The organism is Rhodococcus sp. MPR-R1B (assembly GCF_058793255.1).
The window spans coordinates 1-19336 of the sequence record NZ_JBXAFO010000044.1; the positions used below are offsets into that span (position 1 = coordinate 1).

At 61.3% G+C, this 19336-nt stretch carries 11 protein-coding genes and 1 pseudogene; 5 read left to right on the forward strand and 7 right to left on the reverse strand.

Annotation, left to right across the window (positions count from 1 at the left end; translation table 11 throughout):
• A partial coding sequence (locus AC1Q61_RS31095; protein WP_492654917.1) for an amino acid adenylation domain-containing protein occupies window positions 1-5288 on the reverse strand: 5288 nt, incomplete at its 3' end.
• A gap of 260 nt (window positions 5289-5548) precedes the next feature.
• On the opposite strand from AC1Q61_RS31095, the gene AC1Q61_RS31100 reads away from it, so the two are divergent.
• Genes AC1Q61_RS31100 through AC1Q61_RS31110 form a run of 3 tightly spaced genes read left to right on the forward strand, consistent with a single transcriptional unit; the run spans window position 5549 to window position 10031 of the window.
• The gene (locus AC1Q61_RS31100; RefSeq protein WP_007733027.1) at window positions 5549-6373 is read left to right on the forward strand and encodes an FAD binding domain-containing protein; all 825 of its coding nucleotides are present in this window, start codon (window positions 5549-5551) and stop codon (window positions 6371-6373) included.
• Complete coding sequence (locus AC1Q61_RS31105; protein ID WP_118606482.1) at window positions 6370-9063, forward strand: molybdopterin-dependent oxidoreductase; 2694 nt, start codon at window positions 6370-6372, stop codon at window positions 9061-9063. Before AC1Q61_RS31100 ends, AC1Q61_RS31105 begins: the two co-directional genes overlap by 4 nt.
• Window positions 9060-10031, forward strand: a complete 972-nt coding sequence (locus AC1Q61_RS31110) for an antibiotic biosynthesis monooxygenase (RefSeq protein ID WP_283309662.1) — start codon at window positions 9060-9062, stop codon at window positions 10029-10031. The genes AC1Q61_RS31105 and AC1Q61_RS31110 overlap by 4 nt, the downstream gene beginning before the upstream one ends.
• A 58-nt stretch (window positions 10032-10089) precedes the next feature.
• Here the strand turns inward: AC1Q61_RS31110 and AC1Q61_RS31115 are convergent.
• A pseudogene (locus AC1Q61_RS31115) lies at window positions 10090-10287 on the reverse strand (HNH endonuclease signature motif containing protein); the annotation flags it as partial.
• 158 nt (window positions 10288-10445) lie between these two features.
• On the opposite strand from AC1Q61_RS31115, the gene AC1Q61_RS31120 reads away from it, so the two are divergent.
• The gene (locus tag AC1Q61_RS31120; RefSeq protein ID WP_019748695.1) at window positions 10446-12101 is read left to right on the forward strand and encodes an MFS transporter; all 1656 of its coding nucleotides are present in this window, start codon (window positions 10446-10448) and stop codon (window positions 12099-12101) included.
• A gap of 274 nt (window positions 12102-12375) precedes the next feature.
• Here AC1Q61_RS31120 and AC1Q61_RS31125 read toward each other — a convergent pair whose 3' ends face one another.
• The 3 genes from AC1Q61_RS31125 to AC1Q61_RS31135 all read right to left on the reverse strand — a co-directional run bounded on the left by AC1Q61_RS31125 (window position 12376) and on the right by AC1Q61_RS31135 (window position 15391).
• A complete protein-coding gene (locus AC1Q61_RS31125; RefSeq protein ID WP_139047419.1) occupies window positions 12376-12555 on the reverse strand; it encodes a hypothetical protein in 180 nt (59 codons plus the stop codon).
• Between the two features lie 838 nt (window positions 12556-13393).
• Entirely contained in the window at window positions 13394-14764 is a 1371-nt protein-coding gene (locus AC1Q61_RS31130; protein WP_283309663.1) for a wax ester/triacylglycerol synthase domain-containing protein, read from the reverse strand.
• A gap of 48 nt (window positions 14765-14812) precedes the next feature.
• Complete coding sequence (locus AC1Q61_RS31135; RefSeq protein ID WP_492651413.1) at window positions 14813-15391, reverse strand: CBS domain-containing protein; 579 nt, start codon at window positions 15389-15391, stop codon at window positions 14813-14815.
• Between the two features lie 240 nt (window positions 15392-15631).
• Between AC1Q61_RS31135 and ppsA the strand changes: the two genes are divergently transcribed.
• Entirely contained in the window at window positions 15632-17911 is a 2280-nt protein-coding gene (gene ppsA, locus AC1Q61_RS31140) for a phosphoenolpyruvate synthase (protein WP_492651412.1), read from the forward strand.
• A 40-nt stretch (window positions 17912-17951) separates the two neighbouring features.
• Here the strand turns inward: ppsA and AC1Q61_RS31145 are convergent, their stop codons facing one another.
• Both AC1Q61_RS31145 and AC1Q61_RS31150 read right to left on the reverse strand, forming a co-directional pair.
• Complete coding sequence (locus tag AC1Q61_RS31145; RefSeq protein WP_492651411.1) at window positions 17952-18920, reverse strand: 1-phosphofructokinase family hexose kinase; 969 nt, start codon at window positions 18918-18920, stop codon at window positions 17952-17954.
• Window positions 18907-19296 carry a GNAT family N-acetyltransferase gene (locus AC1Q61_RS31150; RefSeq protein WP_257207327.1) on the reverse strand — a complete coding sequence of 130 codons (390 nt, stop codon included), beginning with the start codon at window positions 19294-19296 and terminating at the stop codon, window positions 18907-18909. Before AC1Q61_RS31150 ends, AC1Q61_RS31145 begins: the two co-directional genes overlap by 14 nt.
• Window positions 19297-19336: the final 40 nt, after the last annotated feature.

Below are 19336 nucleotides of genomic sequence, written 5' to 3' on the forward strand. Positions count from 1 at the left end.
ACCACAACCCCCACACCATCCCAACCACCCACCACCAACCCACGCTCGGGCGCGCCCAAAATTTCCGTATCCCCTACTGGCACTGTTGGATCCGACACGACCGACCGGAGGAGGCGGACGAAACGCTCGCCGAACTCGGCGACTGTGGTGCGCTCGAAGATATCGGAGGCATAGGTGAAGGCGGCATCGAAACCCATGGGGACGCCGTCTTTGCCACGCTGCTCGGAGAGCGACAGTTGCAAGTCGAATTTGGCGACACCGACGTCGACTGGAACAACATCGACACCCAGTCCGGGTAGTTCGAGGTGGGGATCTGCGGTGTTCTGGAATTCCAACAGAACCTGGAAGAGCGGTGAGCGAGATGACGAACGCTCCGGCGCAACTGCATCGACGACTCGCTCGAACGGCACCTCGGCTTGTCCGAACGCTGCCAGATCGACTTCGCGAGTTCGTGAAAGGATCTCCTCGAAAGTCGCGGCGGTGTCAACGGTGATTCGCAGGACGACCGTGTTGACGAACATCCCGACCAGATCGTCGAGGACTTGCTCGGCGCGCCCTCCTACCGGAGTCCCGATCGCTATGTCCGGCGAGGCGCTCAGCCGTGCCAACAGAACCGCCAGCACTGCGTGCATCACCATGAACGGTGTCGTGTTGTGATTCCGAGCGAGTTCGAGGAGTTCACTGTGCACGTCTGCGGGCACCGAGAATCGGACCGATTCACCGCGCATGGATCGTTCCGCCGGTCTCGGTCGATCCAGCGGAAGGTCGATCACGTCAGGTAGACCGGCCAGGGTGGACGTCCAGTAGTCCAACTGCTTCGCCTCGAGCGTGTCCGGATCGTCGTCACTGCCGAGCAGTTCGATCTGCCATTGGCTGTAGTCGGCGTACTGCACAGGCAAAGGCGACCAGTCCGGTGCCCGTTTCGCAGCCCGCGCCGCGTAGGCGCGGGTCAGGTCGCGGGCCAGCGGCTCGAGGGATGCTCCGTCCGCCGAAATATGGTGAACCACCAGCGCAAGGACATGATCGTCCGGCGTGACCCGAAAAAGGGAGCCGCGCAGGGGCACGTTCGCGCTCACGTCGAACCCCTCGCGAGCGAGATCGGCGATGCGCCTGTCCAAGGCTTCCTCGTCCACGGATACTTCCCACGCGATCTTCGACGTCACGCGTTCCGAAGGCACTACTACCTGATGTGGGCCGTCGACCGACGCCGGGTAGACGGTACGGAGCGATTCATGCCGATCGACAACATCTCCCACCGCGCGCTGCATCGCAGCGACATCCAAGGCACCTGACAGTCGGACCACCATCGGAATGTTGTAGGCCGGGGACGACGTGTCGAACTGATTGACGAACCACAGGCGTCGTTGTGCCACAGACACCGGAATCTTGTCCCTGTACGAATGTGCCTGCAGGATTGGACGCTTCGAACGCGTGCGATCAACGCGGGATGACGTCGCATCCCGCACGTGACGGGCCAATGATTCGATAGTCGGTGCTTCGAACAAAGTCCGCACCCCGAAATCGATTTCTTCAGCGGCATTTACGCGAGCGATCAGCTTCGTGGCAATCAGTGAGTTCCCGCCCAGATCGAAGAAGTCGTCACCCGCACCCACCGTCTCGACGCCTAGAACATCGGCAAAAATCTCGGCGAGCACTAGTTCCTCAGCGCCCTCGGGCGGTCGAAAGTCGTCCGACCGAGCATCGAGCCGAGGTGCAGGTAAGGCAGCGCGATCGACCTTTCCCGCCGGAGTTACCGGCAACTCGTCGAGTAGAACAAATGCCGCAGGAACCATGTACGACGGAACACGGCTCGCGACGTACCGCGTCAGCTCGGCCGTCGAGAGCGCACTTCCGCCGGCAGGCACGACGTACGTGGTGATCATCGCTGTCCCGGAGGGAGCCGCACGCGCCACGGTGACTGCATTCTCGACCTGCGGACACGACCGCACGACGCTGTCGATTTCCCCGAGTTCGATACGAAATCCGCGAACTTTCACCTGGAAGTCACTACGACCGACGTACTCGAGTCCACGGCCACGGCGCCACCGCACCAAATCCCCCGTTCGATACATCCGCTGCCCGGGGAGGCCGAAGGGGTCTGCCACGAATCGTTCTGCGGTCAACGCATACTTCCGGTGATATCCACGTGCGAGCGCGTCTCCCGAGATGTACAGCTCGCCCACAACACCGTCGGGGACGGGGTGCAATCGCTGATCGAGCACGATCTCCTCGAAGCCGCGGAGCGGACCGCCCACTGTGATGTTCTCCGACGACACCATCGGCTCGCCGATGTTCGACATGACGGTGGTCTCGGTCGGCCCGTACGCATTGCACAGCCGTCGGCCGGGAGCCCAGCGCTGCACGAGATCCGGCGGACAGGCCTCACCACCGACCACCACTTCGCCGAAGTCCGAAAGGCCCTCGGGCGAAACTGTTCCGAGCGCCGCAGTAGTGACAAAACCATGCGTGACACGCTGGGATTCGAGGAAGTGAGACAACTCGTCACCGCCGTAGATCGTGCTCGGCGCAATCACCATGGTCGCTCCGGCCCCGAAAGCCAGCAGGTATTCGAAAATCGAGGCGTCGAAACTCGGGGTCGAGAAGTGCAATGTTCGCGCATCCTGGGTCGCACCGAACCGCGAACGCTGTTCGGCAGCAAGCGCTTCCAGTCCACGATGCGAGACCGTCACCCCCTTGGGGAGTCCGGTGGAACCCGAAGTGTAGATCACGTATGCGGGATTGTCGGGGCGGATCGGGTGCACCCGATCGACATCGGAGATGGAGCGGACGGACAACCGCGCAAGTCGGCCACCGAACTCAGCGTCGTCGATCGCTAGCCAGGAAATCGAATCCGGCAAACGATGAAGTTCGGAAACGACCGTGAGCCCCAGTACGGCACCGGAATCGGTCAGCATGAAGCGAACACGTTCACCCGGATAGGTCGGATCCACCGGCACGAATGCCGCGCCGGCTTTGGTCACCGCCAACATCGCGACAACCGATTCGATCGAACGCGTCAAACCCAGCGCCACACTGTTTTCCGGACCGATGCCGCGGTCGATCAAGACTCGGGCCAACTTCGACGAACGATCGTCGAGTTCTCGATACGTCAACTCGCCATCGAGATACGACAGGGCCACGCCGTCGGGGTGTGTGCGCGCCGCACCGTCGAACAGTTCGGCCAGGGTGCGGTGCGAAGCGCGAGGGTCACTGCAGACAGGCTGCATCGCGGATCGCTCGTCGTCGGACAAGATGTCGATGTCGCCGACCATCATTGCCGGATCTGTGGTGACGGATTCCAGGACGCGCGCGAACCGCAAACCGAGGCCACGTACCGTCTCGGCGTCGAACAGGTCGGTGGCAAACGCGAGCGTCACCGTGATTCCGGACGGCGTACCCACCTCGTCGAACAGTTCGACTGCAGACACTCCGAGATCGAAGCGGCCGAGGTCAGGAGGGTGCTCGTCAGCGCTGGCGACGGACTCGAACGTCACCTGGACAACCGGCGCATACGCAGGTACATCCTCCACCTCGAGCGACTGCGCCACCTGCTCGAGCCGTATCCCACTGTGCGGCAGCGCATTACTTCGAACCTCGACGACACTGCCCAGGAGCGCCGTGAACGGCGTCTCCAGATCGATGCGACTCCGGATGGCAACGATGTTCGCGTCGGATCCCGTCGGCGTACCGATTACCACGTCCGAAGCCCCGGACAATCGGCTCACCACAAGCGCGAAGCCCGTATGTAGGACCGCGCGTGTGTCCGTCCCGAGATCACTTGCCATTTCTGTAATCCGCGCGTGGGTGTCTGCGGCAATCACGACCTCAACCTGTGCACTGTCCAGCGATTGCGTTGCAGGCCTGGGTCGATCGAAGGGAAGTTGCAAAAGTTCGGGCGCCCCGGTGAGCTCATGTCTCCAATACTCGAGGTGCCGCACTTCCCGTTGTCGTCGCTCGCCCTCCCGGGCCGTCGGGCCGTGAATGTCTGCGAGCTCGGCACCGGAATCAGACGCGATCAACTCTTCCAGCAAGCCGACAAAATTCCGGTGGTGCTCGCGTAAACCCGCCTCCTCGTATCGGATCGGGTTTGCCCGGAAGTCGACACGCAGCCTGTCGCCACTCGGATACACGTTGACCAGAAGGTCTTCCACCGGCCCGGAGGTGACGATGTGATACTCCCCAACCACCTCGCCCAACTGCACCTCCTGGCGAAACAGCATGACGTTGACCATGGGCCCGGCATATGAGTCTTCGCCTTCCAGACCGCTCGTCACGCCTGCGTCCCGACGGATGTCGTCGAGGCTGCAGCGCTGGTGCCGCAATGCACCCATGAGCTCATGCTGGACCTGGGCGAAGAGTTCACCGACGGTGTCGACGGCTGCGACACTGATGAGCAGCGGCGCGACGTTCACCATCATGCCGCCCGAGTCCCGCAACACCGCCGTAGTCCGTCCGGACATCGGAACATGAATCTGGACAGTCTCTTTCGCCGTCATTCGCGAGAGGTACAACGCGAGCGCAGCGACGACCGTTGCAGCGTGGTTCTCGGATTCGTGGAGAAGGGCACAGCTCCGGTCCGACATCAGTGTGCTTTCGAGTCGGCTCTCGATGTGTGCGGGCCCAGAAGCCTCCGCCAAGCTGGATCCGGCACCGACTGTATTGCGCCCTGCCCAGTACTCACGGTCGGCAGCGAATCGATCCGACTGTCTGTACCGCTCGTCGATGTCGTACAGCGTGCGCAGTGTCGCGGCACGACTCGGCTGCAGATCTTTTCTCGCCGCCGAGGCCGAGTACCGATGCGCAATGCGGTTCATCATGGTCATGGCACCGAAACCGTCGAGCGCGACATGATGGATACGGCTGTACCACAGATAGTGCGCGTCACCCACGCGCAGCACAGCGGTCGCAACGATTCCGTCGACTGCCAGGTCGAGCTGTGTCCGGCAATCTCGGCGCATCCACCCGAGGGCATCCTCGATCGGATCGGGGGACCCACGGAGGTCGACCAAACCGACCGAGATTTCGGCCTTCTCATCCACGTACTGCATCGGTTGACCGTCGATCTCGATCACTTTGAGCAAAGGAGATTGAAACTCGTATGCCACCGCTCGCGTTTCGCGATCCAGCAGTTCGACGTCGAGTTCGCCGCGCAGCTCCACGTAGTGCGCTATCAGAATCGGGACTTCGGGATCGAATTGCTGAGCGAACCAGGTTGCCCGTTGGGCGGCCGAGAGCGGAAAGAGCGTCTCATCAGAAGGGTCGGTCCGACTTACCTCGAAGGGTTTCACAGCGCCCCGCCCCGCATGATCTCCGCGGCCGCCGAGTGCGTAGCCGCGTCCGAATCAACAGCGCGAAAGCAAGAGGCTGATCGCGCCTCTCAAGCAGTCGTACCCAGAATCGGCAAGCGCATGCACCGCCCCACCAGTCGATGTCACGTACGTATCGCTCATGTTTCGCGTGCCCGATATGTACTAAAAGTGTGAATGCGTCTCGTCACCTCGGTAATGTCCCACTCCGAGAAGACACATCCCCCGAGGGGAGCAGGCGCATGGACATCACCACCATTACCGACGTGATACGCCGACCACCGGATCGCCCAGGGGACGTGTGGCGTCCCGGCGACGCCTGGCTCGCGGGAGGAACGTGGCTGTTCTCAGCAGAACAACCCGACACGCGTCGACTGGTCGACCTCACCGCGCTCGGTTGGACACCACTGGAGGTCGGCCCGACTCATTTCGGTGTCGGAGCTACGTGCACCGTTGCCGAACTGTATGCGTTTGTCCCGCCGGACAATTGGCGTGCGAGTCCACTTATTCGCGTCAGCTGCGAGTACTTCCTCTCGTCTTTCAAGGTGTGGAATTCGGCCACCGTAGGCGGCAACATCTGTATGTCGCTTCCGGCCGGACCGATGATCACCCTGGCAGTTGCACTCGAGGCTTCGTTCACACTATGGGCTACCGACGGAACAGTGAGGACCGTCGACGCGTGCGACTTCGTGACCGGTGACCACCAGAATGTCCTGGAGCCGGGCGAAGTCCTTCGGAGCATCGAGTTCCCGGTGCACGCACTCACCAAACGGCACGCCCACCGCCGCTTCAGTCTCACGCACCTCGGCCGTTCGACGATCTTCATGATCGCGACGCAGACTCCTGGCGCCGACGACTTTCACCTCACCATCACCGCCGGCACCACCCATCCGATCCGGCTGACGTTCGACACCATGCCGGACGAGCACTCTCTGCGACGAGCCGTCGACTCCATTTCGGCCGACATTTGGTTCGACGATCCCAACGGAACCCCAGACCACCGCCTCCACCTCGCCCGCCACTACGCCGACGAGCTCCGAAACGAACTCACGGGGAGCCAGTCATGAGCTACACGGTGAACGACCGGCAGTTCCACGAGGAGCCGTTCCCGGGACAGTGTCTCCGGACGTTTCTTCGGCACCTCGGACACCACGGGGTGAAGAAGGGGTGCGACGGCGGGGACTGCGGGGCGTGCACAGTGTGGCTCGACGGAACACCGATACACAGCTGCATCACGCCCGCCTTTCGCGCCGACGGTCGCGCGGTAACCACGATCGAGGGACTCGGCACGCCCGAAGATCTCCATCCGATTCAGCAGCAGTTCCGGGATGCACCCGGCTTTCAGTGTGGGTTCTGCACCGCCGGGATGATCATGACCTCGGCGGCGCTCACCGACGCGCAGAAAGAAGACTTGCCGCGAGCGCTCAAGGGAAACCTGTGCCGCTGCACCGGTTACCGATCCATCGAAGACGCGGTCAACGGTGTCGGTGCTATCGAAGTTGCCCTCCCGGGACAGGCCGTCGGAACCAGCGTCGGGGCGCCGGCGGCCACCGACGTGGTGACCGGCCGAGCCGAATACACTATGGACACCGCGATCGACGGCATGCTGCACCTGAAAGTGCTGCACTCGCCTCACGCACATGCCCGCATCACCTCCATCGACACCACCGAGGCGCTCGCCGTCCCCGGTGTCCATCGCGTCTACACCTGGAAAGACGTGCCGCGCAAGCTCTTCACCACGGCAATACATACCGACCACCTTGTCGATCCGGACGACACCTACATTCTCGACAACGTCGTGCGGTTCGTGGGTCAGCGTGTAGTGGCCGTCCTCGCCGACTCCGTCGTCGCTGCGGAAGAAGGCCGTCGGAAGGTGAAGGTCGATTACGAGATCCTGCCTTCCGTGTTCGATCCGGAAGAGGCCATGGCCGACGGCGCTCCAGCCCTGCACGGATCCGACGATCCCTTTGTTCGAGATCCCGAGCACAACATCCTGCTCGAACTTCACGGTCATGTGGGCGACGTCGAGGCAGGGTTCGCCGAGGCCGACGTCATCCACGAAGGCACCTACTTCTCGCCGCGGGTTCAGCACGCGCACCTCGAGACGCACGGTTCGATCTCCTGGATGGAAGACGGACGCCTTCACGTTCGCACAAGTTCGCAGTCCCCCTCCATCGCCAAGGTCAAACTCGCCCATCTCTTCGACCTCCGCCCGGATCAGCTACGCGTGTTCTGCAAACGCGTGGGCGGCGGGTTCGGAGGAAAACAGGAAGTGATCAGCGAGGATCTGGTGGCGCTCGCCACCCTCGACACCGGTCGTCCCGTCTGCCTCGAGTTCACCCGAGAAGAAGAGTTCACCACCGCGTCGCCGCGTCATCCGATGAAGCTCACGATCAAGCTCGGTGCCAAGTCGGACGGAACCCTCACAGCCTTTCAGTATCGCAACGTATCGAACACCGGTGCGTACGGAAACCACGGTGGAGAGACACTCTTTGCCGGCGGCGCGGCAGTATCGCTCTACCGCTGCGCCAACAAGAAGTTCGATGCGTATTCCGTGTACACCAATAACGTCCCGAGCGGCGCTCTGCGTGGGTACGGGATGACGCAACCGGCCTTTGCCGTGGAATCGGCCATGACCGAATTGGCCGTCGCGCTGAACATGGATCCGCTCGAACTGCGTCGACGCAATATCGTCCGACCGGGCGATTCGCTGATCGCACTCGAAGACGGCCCAGACGACGTGATCTTCACCGAAGACGGACTGGGGCAATGCATAGATCTGATCGACGCCGCGTTGAAGCGCCAACCGGTTCCCTCGCTCGGAGCGGATTGGCTGATCGGCACCGGCACTGCCAATTCGCTACACGAGACCGCGCCACCCACCGAGCACATTTCCGAGGCTTGGCTCACCCTCGGCGAAGACTGTGTATACGAACTTGCCATCGGCACAGTCGAATTCGGTGAGGGAACTTCTACCGCCCACGTGCAGATCGCCGCGAATCAGCTGGGCACAACACCGTCACGTGTACGAATCATTCAGTCGGACACCGACCGAACCGGTTTCGACACAGGCGCTTTCGCCAGCGCCGGCCTGTTTGTCGCTGGGAACGCGGTACTTCGCGCGTCGAATGCGCTCCGCGATCGCCTACTTGCCTTCGCCGCGCACCACACCGGCGTGTCGATTGACCAGTGCTCGATGGACGACGACAAGATCGTCTGCGGTAGTACTCGATTAACACTGCAAGAGATACTCGAGGCCGCACGCCCGCCCGGGATCCGATTCACCGAGGCGCGGAAGGCATACGGATCTCCGCGCAGCGTGGTGTCCAACACTCATGGCTTCCGGATTGCCGTCCATCGCATCACCGGCGAGATCCGCATTCTCTACAGCGTCCAAGCCACCGACGCTGGGGTGATCATCAATCCGGCGCAGGTGCGGGGACAGATCGAAGGTGGCGTCGCCCAGGGCATCGGCTTCGCACTCACCGAGAACTTCCACGTAGACGCAAACGGCGCGATGATGAACCCGAATCTACGTAACTACCGGATCCCGACATATGCAGATATCCCACGCACGGAGGTGATCCTCGTCGAGTCATCAGACTCCGTCGGCCCACTCCGCTCCAAGGGCATGGCGGAGTGCTGCATCAATCCGGTTGCCCCTGCATTGGCGAACGCACTGCAGGATGCAACCGGGTCACGATTCCGGTCACTACCGCTCACCCCGGAACGCATCTACTCAGGCCTGAACCGATGACCGCGAACACGTCGGCGGACAGCGCCGCGACGGTCATCATCGGCCAGCGAGTGCGTGCCGGACTGGAGAAAGAATTCGAGGTCTGGCAGAAAGATCTCAACCGAGCCGCCGCAGATTATGCAGGCTTCCTCGGGGCAGAAATCGCTGCTCCGACGCCCACCCAACCTGACTGGGTGATCGTGTACCGCTTCGACTCCATCGCTCATGTTCAAGCGTGGATCAACAGCGCGACGAGGCAGGACTACCTCGACAGCGGTCGTCAGTTCTTCGACGGCCCGGCCACGCAGCAGGTAGTGAGCGGCGGGATCAGGCCTCCGGACCCACTGCTGACCGTCGTAGTGACGCACCGAGTAGGTGACGACAGCATCGACGAGTTCCTTGCCTGGCAGGATCGCCTTCGGGAGGTGGAGAGTGCTTTCGACGGATTCCGCGGCACCGAACTGTTTCGCCCCGTCGACGGTGTGCAGGATGAATGGACCCTGCTGTATCGCTTCGACAATGCTGCCCACCTCGATACGTGGCTGACTTCCCCTGAGCGACAACAGCTTCTCGCCGAGGGTCGCAAGTTCCACGACTTCGAACTGCGAACCGTGGACAATTCGTTCGGCAGTTGGTTTGCCTTCGACGAGAACGGAAACGAGGCCCCTCCACCTTCGGAGACAAAAACCTCGATCGCGGTCTGGGTCGGTCTCTACCCGACTGTCGTCTTGCTAACTTTGGCGCTGTCACCGCTGAAGCTGCCACTCTGGCTCGGATTGTTGATCGGCAACCTGTTGTCGAGCTTCATCATGAGTTTCTTCACGATGCCGTACTACGTGAATCGGCTCCTGCACCGTTGGCTGCGTCCACCTCCGGGGATTCCTGTCGCAAAAACCAACGCGCAAGGGGCGGCGATCGTCGCTGCGGTGACCGTGTTCTGGGTGGTCGTCTTCTATCTGGTGACTACTCAGTTCTGGTCGCTGCCTTGAACTCTCCGGTACACGAAAATGCCAGCGTATGCCCCGGGGCATTATTCCGACGGCCTTCACACCCCGGAAACGCACACCCACCATCATGCACCGCCAACGCCCGCCGCTGCGGAACCGTCGCCGTTCTCACTTCCCTACCGCACTCGAGCCGAACACCATTCTCGTCCAACAAGATCCGAGGACCGTGCAATCGCACGCCAACATCCGTGTCGCCACTGATCGGTCCCACCCAATCCGTCCACGCGAACCCCAGTTCCCAATTCGTCGAACCATGCAACCACTGCGCGATCGCCGCGCACAGGTGGATTATGGAATGCTGGCGCCGAATTCTGTCCGACGTCAACCTCGACTGCTGGAGCACTGTACAACTTTCGATTGATGCGCTCCGTCCACGGTGAACCGTAGTGTGACCCCGTGACGGAAAACGCATCGGCCTCAGCGCTCTCTCCTGCCCCACGCATATCCAAGTGGTGGAGCCTCGTCGTACTCGCGCTGGGCCTGGCGATGATCGTCATGGACGGCACTATTGTGGCCGTCGCCCTCCCGACAATCATCGACGACCTGCACCTGAACATTACTGACGCACAGTGGGTGAACTCGCTCTACGCGATCGTGTTCGCCGCGCTATTGCTGACCACTGGCAACCTCGGCGATCGCCTGGGCCGGCGCAATATTTTCCTCGTCGGCATCGCTCTGTTCCTCGCCGGCAGCCTCTGGGCGGCCAAGTCCGGGAGCGCCGAGATGCTCATCTCCGCGCGTGCACTGCAGGGCGTTGGTGGCGCGTGCATCCTCCCGTCCACACTTTCGACAGTCAACGCGACCTTCCGCGGAAAGGATCGGGCCGCCGCATTCGGTGTCTGGGGGGCGGTCATGGCCGGCGCCGCCGCACTCGGCCCGCTGCTCGGCGGCTGGCTTACCAGCTCGTTCAGCTGGCAGTGGATCTTCTACGTCAACATCCCCATCGGCCTTGTATTGATAGTCGCAGCGCTGGTTGTGATCCCCGAGACCCGCTCCGGCGACTCCCGCCCCGGCTTCGACGTGGATGGGCTATTGCTCAGTGCGATCGGCTTCGGTGCACTCGTCTTCGCGATCATCGAGGGCAGCACCCTCGGCTGGTGGAAGCCACTCAAAGACTTGAGCCTCTTCGGTATGACGTGGTCTGCGGACATGCCCCTCTCGATCGTGCCGATCCTGCTACTCCTGGCTGCCGTAGTGTTGACGCTGTTCGTGTTCTGGGAACGCCACCGTGCCAGAGTCAATCGGTCCGCACTTCTAGATCTGCACATGTTCTACACCCCCACCTTCAGCTGGGGGAACATCGCCGCGATGATGATCGCGGTCGGCGAGTTCGGCTTGATCTTCGCGCTGCCGCTGTTCCTGATCAATGCCATCGGCCTGAGCACCCTCGGCGCCGGCTTCGTACTGGCAACGATGGCAGCCGGCGCCTTTCTCTCCGGCACCATGGCCCGTCACCTGGCGGCTGCGATCGGTGCAGCCGGCACAGTCGTTGTCGGCGTCGTCCTCGAGATCATCGGCGTGTTGGCACTCGTACTCGTCATCAGCGCGGACGTCTCCCCTGTCACGGTCGGTGCAGTGCTCGTGATCTACGGTGTCGGCCTCGGCCTGGCGTCCGCGCAACTTACCAGCACCGTGTTGTCCGATATACCGGTAGACCTGTCCGGGCAGGGCTCCGCCACGCAGAGCACCGTTCGACAGATCGGCTCGGCGCTCGGCTCCGCAGTCGTCGGCGCGGTCCTGTCGATCGGACTGGCCCACTACCTCGGCAGTATCCAGGGTCCCGCGGAGAACTTCACCGACGCCACCCGAGAATCCGCGGGCGGCGCGATCGCCGGCCTACGCGCGAGTCACGGCCCCGACGAGGTCATCCATCAGTTGTCCGAGGCCTTCGCCTCAGCCACTCAATGGGCGATGGTCGCAGCGATCGCATTCCTCGCCCTCGGCCTAGCGGCGTCTCTGCGGGTACTGCGGGTCACACGCCAGGAGAGCTCGACAGATGACTCGACGGGCGAAGACGAGCCGCTAACCGATCCCACCTGTACCGACGTCTGACCGCATCTCCTGGAATCAAAGGTCCACGGGGTGCTCGACATTGACGCGCAGCACTCGCGGAAACGAGCCGGTGCCCCGTCCGGCCGACGGTTGCACGAGGTCGCTGATTCGAGACGGCATCCCGTTTCGGGGATTAGTGTTGATACGAAATCTTTCGATGTCGACAAGCCTGCCACCATCTGATTCGACGCGCACTCGCACAGAGCACCAGTGGCTCGAACGCGGAACATCATCGATGCAATCGCACGGAGTCGGGTCAGGTGAGCTGATGACGTCAATGACCGGTCGACATACCACCCACCGGGGGATGAGTCTGGGCTGCGCCGTTCGCTTCGAGGTTGTCGAAACCCAGATCTTGCAGGTAGCGGGCTACGGAGTCGAGTCGCCGGGTTCGGTCCGGATGGATGCTATGTACGGCGATCTTCAGCGCCAACCTGAGGCAGGTCAGCATCATTCGCCGCAGATTGACTTCCACTCGCCGGCTCAGTTGCCTTCGGGGCCGCACTTGCATGTTCGGGTCTGGTGTTCAGTGTCCTGGCCGCTGTGTCGGCCTAAGTCAGTGCGAGTGCGCTCCCGTGGTTCTGCCCTTGGGTTGGGCCATTCGAATCCAGCCTTACGTCGACGAACGCTGGGGGCGCTCGCACCGAGCGTCTTCGCGGCAGCAACGCCTACCTGATCGACGTACGCTTTGCTGCCTCGACGAAACGTAGGCACTGGCCTGATCACGCAACGTGAAAGAGCAACTCTGGCATCGCCAAGTCTCAACGGCACTTTCGTGTTTGCATGGCGAATGCAGCGCGGAACACTTCCAACGTGAATCATGGGACTGGGACTCTGGGGCCTACAGATCGAAGCGCCACACAAAGCGTCAATGGACAGGTAGAGAACAGTCGGACTATCCGAGACCTCATCGTGCGCGTGGGCGCGTCCTCTCCGTTCGAGAAGCCCTTCATCGGTTACGCATTCGTCTTTTGCTGGGCATTGCGCCGCGGCGCATTCGGTGTTCGCGTCGATGCGACTGTACACCGCGGAAATGCGCAGCGCGTTGAACCGGTTACCGCTGGGGGTGTCGGCCGAATCCGGTGGGAGTGAGTCACATCGCCTATGGCTCGATCGGTTCCACAATTGCCCCTCCCTCACCGGAATCGCTGCTGGAGTGACTTTCGGAATGACAGTCGGAGGTGTAGTCGGCACCGCACCTGGCGACGTCGGCGCCACCTCTGTCAAGTTACCGGCACGTTCAACTGCCCGAGCCGATGCTCGATCTCGAACCATTACACACGCCCAAGCTGTCAGTACGACGTTGTCACCGTGGCGTCTGTGTGCCGAGACCCAAGTGCCAGCACGGCTCTAAACCCTTCGGAGACGGCTGTCATCAATGCGGGTTGGTCCGGAACTGCTCTCACGTCGACGTTGATCCCGACACACACGTGCGAGGCGTAAGACATCAAAGTCGCGTTGAAAGCCGATCCGAGGGTAGGACTGAATGCGAATTGGCGAATTATCCGCGCACCGGCGAGGTACAACGGTGTCGAAGAACCAACGACGTTGGATGCAACAAAATCCATGTGCTTGAGCATGTCGCCTGTGACCGCGACCGGCAGCAAGTTCAGCATTCTGGCCAAGTGAGGAGATAACGGAATCGCCGGCTCGTTCCGCCAACTTTCTACGATGATGTGAACACGACGGATCAATTTCTCCGGATCTGCAATATCGACCGGAAGAGCAAACCTTGCAAGCGTGATTCGGTTGCCTCCCAGCGGATCACGACTGTCACGCAGACTGATCGGCAATGTCACCATCAGTTGATTCGGTACGTCACCGTGGCCTCTGTGGTAGCCGGCCATGCCCAGTAGAAGTGCAGCCAAGAACGCGTCGTTTACCGAGCATTGTGTGCCCGCCGCTGCAGCGGTCAGTGCCGCCACCGGAAATTCGATCACACCGAAACCACGGCGCGTACTCCGAGCAGTCATCACTGGCGACATCGTTCGGGTCGTCGGTCGCGTCATACGCGCCGTCGATCCGAAGATTCGCACGACGTCGTGCATCGTAGCTGCGGGATGGCGCACTGCGTGCGCGGCACTTCGGGCCACCGCTTCGGCCATCGCCGCACGTGAGTCTCCTGGTGTGGAACGAACAACAGGTGGCCTGAATTCGTGGCCGTCCTGACTTGATCCGCCAGCCCGCGTGTCATCGGTAATCTCGCGTGTCAGTTGCATACCCCCGACCCCGTCGGTCAAGGAATGATGAACTTTGACTACCAGCGCTGTTGCACCGTCGCCTAGCCCATCGAGCACGGTGAGCTCCCATAACGGACGATCTTTGTCGAAGGCTGCCATCCCGCTCATGCGGGCAAAATCCAGGACGCCTTTCCACCCACCTGGTGGTGGCACGGAAGACCTTCGAAGGTGCCAACTCAGGTCGAAGTCCGCGTCATCCACCCAAAGTGGTGGACTCCACGGAAACTGTCGCGCAACCGCTTTGCACCTGAAGATCGGAACTACGTCGATGGCGTGGTTCATCGCGGCGGTCAATCGTTCGTGATCCGGGAGCCTGTCCAGCACGATGATCGAGACGATTGTCGAGCGGAGGACCGGATCGGCCTCCATCCGCCAAGACATCAGGTCGGTCTGCGTCATCGATCGCGCGTTTGCGCCGCTCATGGCCACTCGATTCACTCGTCGGCATAATCCTTCAAGGATTGGCGATTCTCAAGGCCTCAATCGAACCTCGTCAACGCCTGGAACGGTCGAAGCAAGTGCAGTCACGACACCTCGCTCGGGATCATCGTCGGAAATCCCACTGACTGTCAGTATTCCGTCGACATAACCCACTGCCCATCGGTCGGGCCCGCCATAGACGTCAAGTCGATGGCGCACTTCGTCAGCGATCCGATCGGGGTCCAGGGCCAGCAGTCCGATCAAATCCTGGCGGGTCACCACTCCGATTACGTCCCTCTCACGAACGATCGGAACCGCGCGCAGCCCAGAACGCAGCATCTCGGATGCGATGTCGTTGACCACGACATCTTCGGTCATTGCCACCACGGGTTGCGTCATCACGTCAGCGACGGATTGTTCGGTCGACTCGGTCGGGTGTTCCTGTGACAGTCGTTCGAACCCACTTCTGAGAAGATCACCTTCGGACACGATCCCGACCAGTCGCTTCTGCTCGTCGACTACTGGGAGTGCCGAAAAACCTGACCGCGCAATCTCTCGTAGACAGTCACCTACACTTCGGGCCTGATCGATTGTCGTCACAGGGCTACTCATGATGTCTCGTGCACGCATGACAATTCTCCTCTGATTATCCCGCTGGACGTCCGATCTCGCGAACGCAGGAATGCGACGAACCGATGTCCCCAGCGTGACAAACATCGACCGTGAACCGGAAGTGTCTTCGGCATCCTGCGCACTGGAAATCGGCCCCGAGCGGAGTGACTTCCGCCTCTGTAGACCTGATGCGGGAAAGGGTTTGCTGAACACTGTCGCTCGCTAACCCACGCGCATAGCACTCGGACAGGAGAGCTCATGAAAGCGAGTTCCATAGATGCCAGACGTCGGTGGGTAGTACCGATCGACGCCGTCGGACCCGAAGACGCACCGACCGTCGGCGGCAAAGCCGCGAATCTCGGCGAACTGAGGCGATCGAACTTTCCGGTTCCGCCGGGGTTCGTAATCACCACCTGCGGCTATCTCGACGCCATGGAAGCTTCCGGGTTGAGAGACGACCTGAAATCAGGGAAACTACCGTCTACCCGCAGCGCCGAGGAGGCAGTCACAGCATCACTCGTGCCCAAAGCACTGCAAGAGCAGATCATCGACGCCTATCGCGCGCTGGGGCCTTCAGGTACGCGAGTAGCGGTCCGTTCGTCCGCTCCCGCAGAAGACGCGTCCGATACCTCGTACGCAGGCATTCACGAAAGTTTCACAAATGTCGCCGGTGACGAAGGCTTGATCGATGCCGTACGGCAGTGTTGGGCATCGTTATGGTCGGATCGAGCATTGTCGTACCGCAACCTCCAAGGCGTTGCGGACGAGCCGTCGCTGGCAGTCGTCGTCCAACTGATGGTCGACTCGGACCAATCGGGAGTCGTATTCACTGCCGACCCGCGCACCGGTGCGCGGGACCGCATGGTCATCGAAGCTGCCACTGGCTTGGGGGAAGTCGTAGTGGGTGGACAGGTGGAACCAGACACTTACGTAGTGTCGAAACCTGACTTCGACATCATCGATGTACATATCGGTTCACAGGCATTCGCGATCTCGCTGTCCGAAGGGACTGAAAAGGCGTCGGAAATACCTCTCTCACAACGCGAACACCAGATCCTTACCGACGACCAGATCCACCAGCTCGCAGCATTGGCCGCAGCCGTGGAAGAACACTACCGGCGACCACAAGACCTCGAATTCGCCTACAGCGGAGGACAACTGTGGCTGGTCCAGACACGCCCGATCACCACCCTTTCCGAGCAACCGGAAGCACTGGCCGAAGCCCAACACGACGCCGGCGAAAAAGCACGTGTCCTCGCCCAGGGATTGGGCGCCGGGCCGGGAACTGCTACCGGACGCGTCCGAGTCCTGCGTTCGGTGGCCGACGGTCGTGATTTGGTCGACGGCGAAATACTGGTGGCCCCGATGACGCGACCGGATTGGTTACCGGTTCTCCGACGAGCCGCAGCCATCGTCACCGACGGCGGCGGCATTACCTGCCACGCAGCTATCGTGGGCCGCGAACTCGGCCGACCGGTTGTCGTCGGAACACGCACGGCAACAAAGGATCTTGCAGACGGGACTTTGATCACAGTCGACGGAACTGCAGGAACGGTCATTGCTGCAGATTCCGCAACTGCCGACTCCTCGAAAAATGCGACCACCACCATGCCGAGGACAATGTCGACACCCCGTCCGACAACCGCGACATCCGTCTACGTGAACCTGGCGACTCCTGAAGCTGCAGAACGGACAGCCGACACAGACGTCGACGGAGTAGGGCTCTTGCGAGCTGAATTCCTGATCATGGACGCTCTTGAAGGGCTGCATCCCCACACGATGATCGCCCGAGGTCTCCACGGAGAGTACGTGGCCAAAATGTCTTCTGCCCTGTCACGTATTGCCGCCGCTTTCGGAGCCCGACCGGTCATCTATCGCGCAATAGACCTCCGCACCAACGAGTTTGCACATCTTGAAGGTGGTGACATCGAACCCCACGAAGACAATCCCATGATCGGCTACCGGGGCTGTTTTCGCTACGTGCGGGAACCGGAATTGTTCGCGCTCGATCTCGATGTCATCGCCGAAACGCGAAAGAACTATCCGAACGTGCATTTGATGATTCCGTTCGTTCGGACCGAATGGGAGCTCGCGCGCTGTTTGGCACAATTGGATGCCCACCCTCTCGGGGCGGATCACCGGATGCTTCGATGGGTGATGGCTGAGATACCCTCGGTTGCCTATTGGATTCCCAGGTACGCGGCAATGGGCATCGACGGAGTGTCGATCGGCACCAACGATCTCACTCAACTGGTGCTGGGAGTCGACCGGGATTCGGAGATTTGCCAAGAACTCTTCGACACCATGGATCCTGCCGTTCTCGAAACCATCGACACCATCATCGAGCGTGCCACCCTCGCGGGCATGACGACCTCACTGTGCGGACAGGCAGTGTCAACCAATCCTGCTCTGGCCGAACACCTCGTGAGGCAAGGCATCACGTCGGTTTCCGTGACCCCCGACGCAGTTGACACCGCTCGCCATGCAATCGCGGTCGCTGAACGACGCATCCTCCTCGCCCGAGCTCGTTCGGGTTGACGCCGAAATCCGAGTCGCTGGCTTGACTGAGCATCGGAACCTAGTCGGGTCGGATCACTCCCCGATCTGCTCCTGCACGAATCCGTTCATAGAAGACCTCCACGTCGGCTGGTGAACACGGTGCCGTCCCTGGGGTCTTCAACATCGCAGCCCCGGCTGCAACACCGAACCGAACCGCATCCATCAGCGAACGCTGATGGATGAGCGAATACACCATGCCCGCAACCATGCTGTCCCCCGCGCCCACACCACTGATCGATACGACGTCCACCGACGGCACACACTCACACATGTCGGCAGTCACCAGCAAGGCTCCAGCGGCTCCAAGCGAAACGACCACCACCTCCGCAACCTTCTGCGCAACAATAGTTCTCGCTGCGTCGACTTGCTCCACCCGAGTCTCGAGTGGGTGGTCGACCCATTCACGAAGCTCGCGGATACTCGGCTTGACAAGAAAGACACCACTCTTCAATGCGCGCAATGCAGCGCCAGAGGTGTCGACAACCAGCCGCGCCCCGGTTCCCTCGAGGTAATCGACCAACCGCTGAACAAAATCAGCACCCACCCCCGGTGGCAAACTGCCGCTCACGACAACATATCCGGAATCGACGGCGAATTCACGCACTCGAGCGAGACACGATTCCACCTCTGCAACGGTGAGAATCGGTCCAGGCAACACAAAACGATACTGCTCACCTGTCGACTCATCGTCCACGGTAAAACTCTCGCGAGTCGACCCTGAGACGGGCTCGGCCCAATGCCGCACTTGTTCACCGATCAGAAGGTCCTCGACCGCCAGGCCACAATGACCTCCCGAGGGAAACACTGCCATCACGTCGCCGCCGAGGACCCGGAGCACTCGCGCGACGTTCAATCCGCCGCCGCCGGGATCACGACGAGGTGCCACACAACGCACCTTGTCTGTCGTGTGGACGGCACTCGCGCTGGTCGCTATGTCGAGTGCCGGGTTCATCGTCACCGTTACGACGCGAGAGTCACTCTGCTCCATGTAGTTTCACCTTCAGATGCAGCGTTGATCCATCACGACGAAGCGAATGCGCCCAGCCCCGGTCACGAATGACCTGAAGCATCGGTGCGTTCGCCCCCAAAATTTCGGCCACCATGCGTCGTGCCCCGTGCAGGTAAGCTTCATCCTCCAGCCGCTTCAAGATCGAAGTCCCGATTCCATGCAGCCGGTCGCCTTGCGCAACCACGAGGGCGAACTCCACCGTGGGCGGCGAAACCCTCTCCAACGCAACATAGCTTCCGACACCCACCAATTCTTCGCCGATGAAGGCACCCAGAGCACATCGCCGATCGTTGCACTCGCACAGTTGATCGGAAAAGGTGGTGAGTTGCTTCGGCTGCGGTCCGAACCACCGCATGTACGAATCATGTTGGTCAAGATGCTCATGTAACCGTTGA

Excerpts from the sequence above, each read along its gene's own strand:
- AC1Q61_RS31105 (WP_118606482.1), top strand. The coding sequence starts at position 6,370 with ATGAGCTACACGGTGAACGACCGGCAGTTCCACGAGGAGCCGTTCCCG.
- AC1Q61_RS31110 (WP_283309662.1), top strand. The coding sequence starts at position 9,060 with ATGACCGCGAACACGTCGGCGGACAGCGCCGCGACGGTCATCATCGGC.
- AC1Q61_RS31145 (WP_492651411.1), bottom strand. The coding sequence starts at position 18,920 with ATGGAGCAGAGTGACTCTCGCGTCGTAACGGTGACGATGAACCCGGCA.
- AC1Q61_RS31100 (WP_007733027.1), top strand. The coding sequence starts at position 5,549 with ATGGACATCACCACCATTACCGACGTGATACGCCGACCACCGGATCGC.
- AC1Q61_RS31125 (WP_139047419.1), bottom strand. The coding sequence starts at position 12,555 with ATGATGCTGACCTGCCTCAGGTTGGCGCTGAAGATCGCCGTACATAGC.
- AC1Q61_RS31150 (WP_257207327.1), bottom strand. The coding sequence starts at position 19,296 with ATGCGGTGGTTCGGACCGCAGCCGAAGCAACTCACCACCTTTTCCGAT.
- ppsA (WP_492651412.1), top strand. The coding sequence starts at position 15,632 with ATGAAAGCGAGTTCCATAGATGCCAGACGTCGGTGGGTAGTACCGATC.
- AC1Q61_RS31130 (WP_283309663.1), bottom strand. The coding sequence starts at position 14,764 with ATGAGCGGCGCAAACGCGCGATCGATGACGCAGACCGACCTGATGTCT.
- AC1Q61_RS31135 (WP_492651413.1), bottom strand. The coding sequence starts at position 15,391 with ATGCGTGCACGAGACATCATGAGTAGCCCTGTGACGACAATCGATCAG.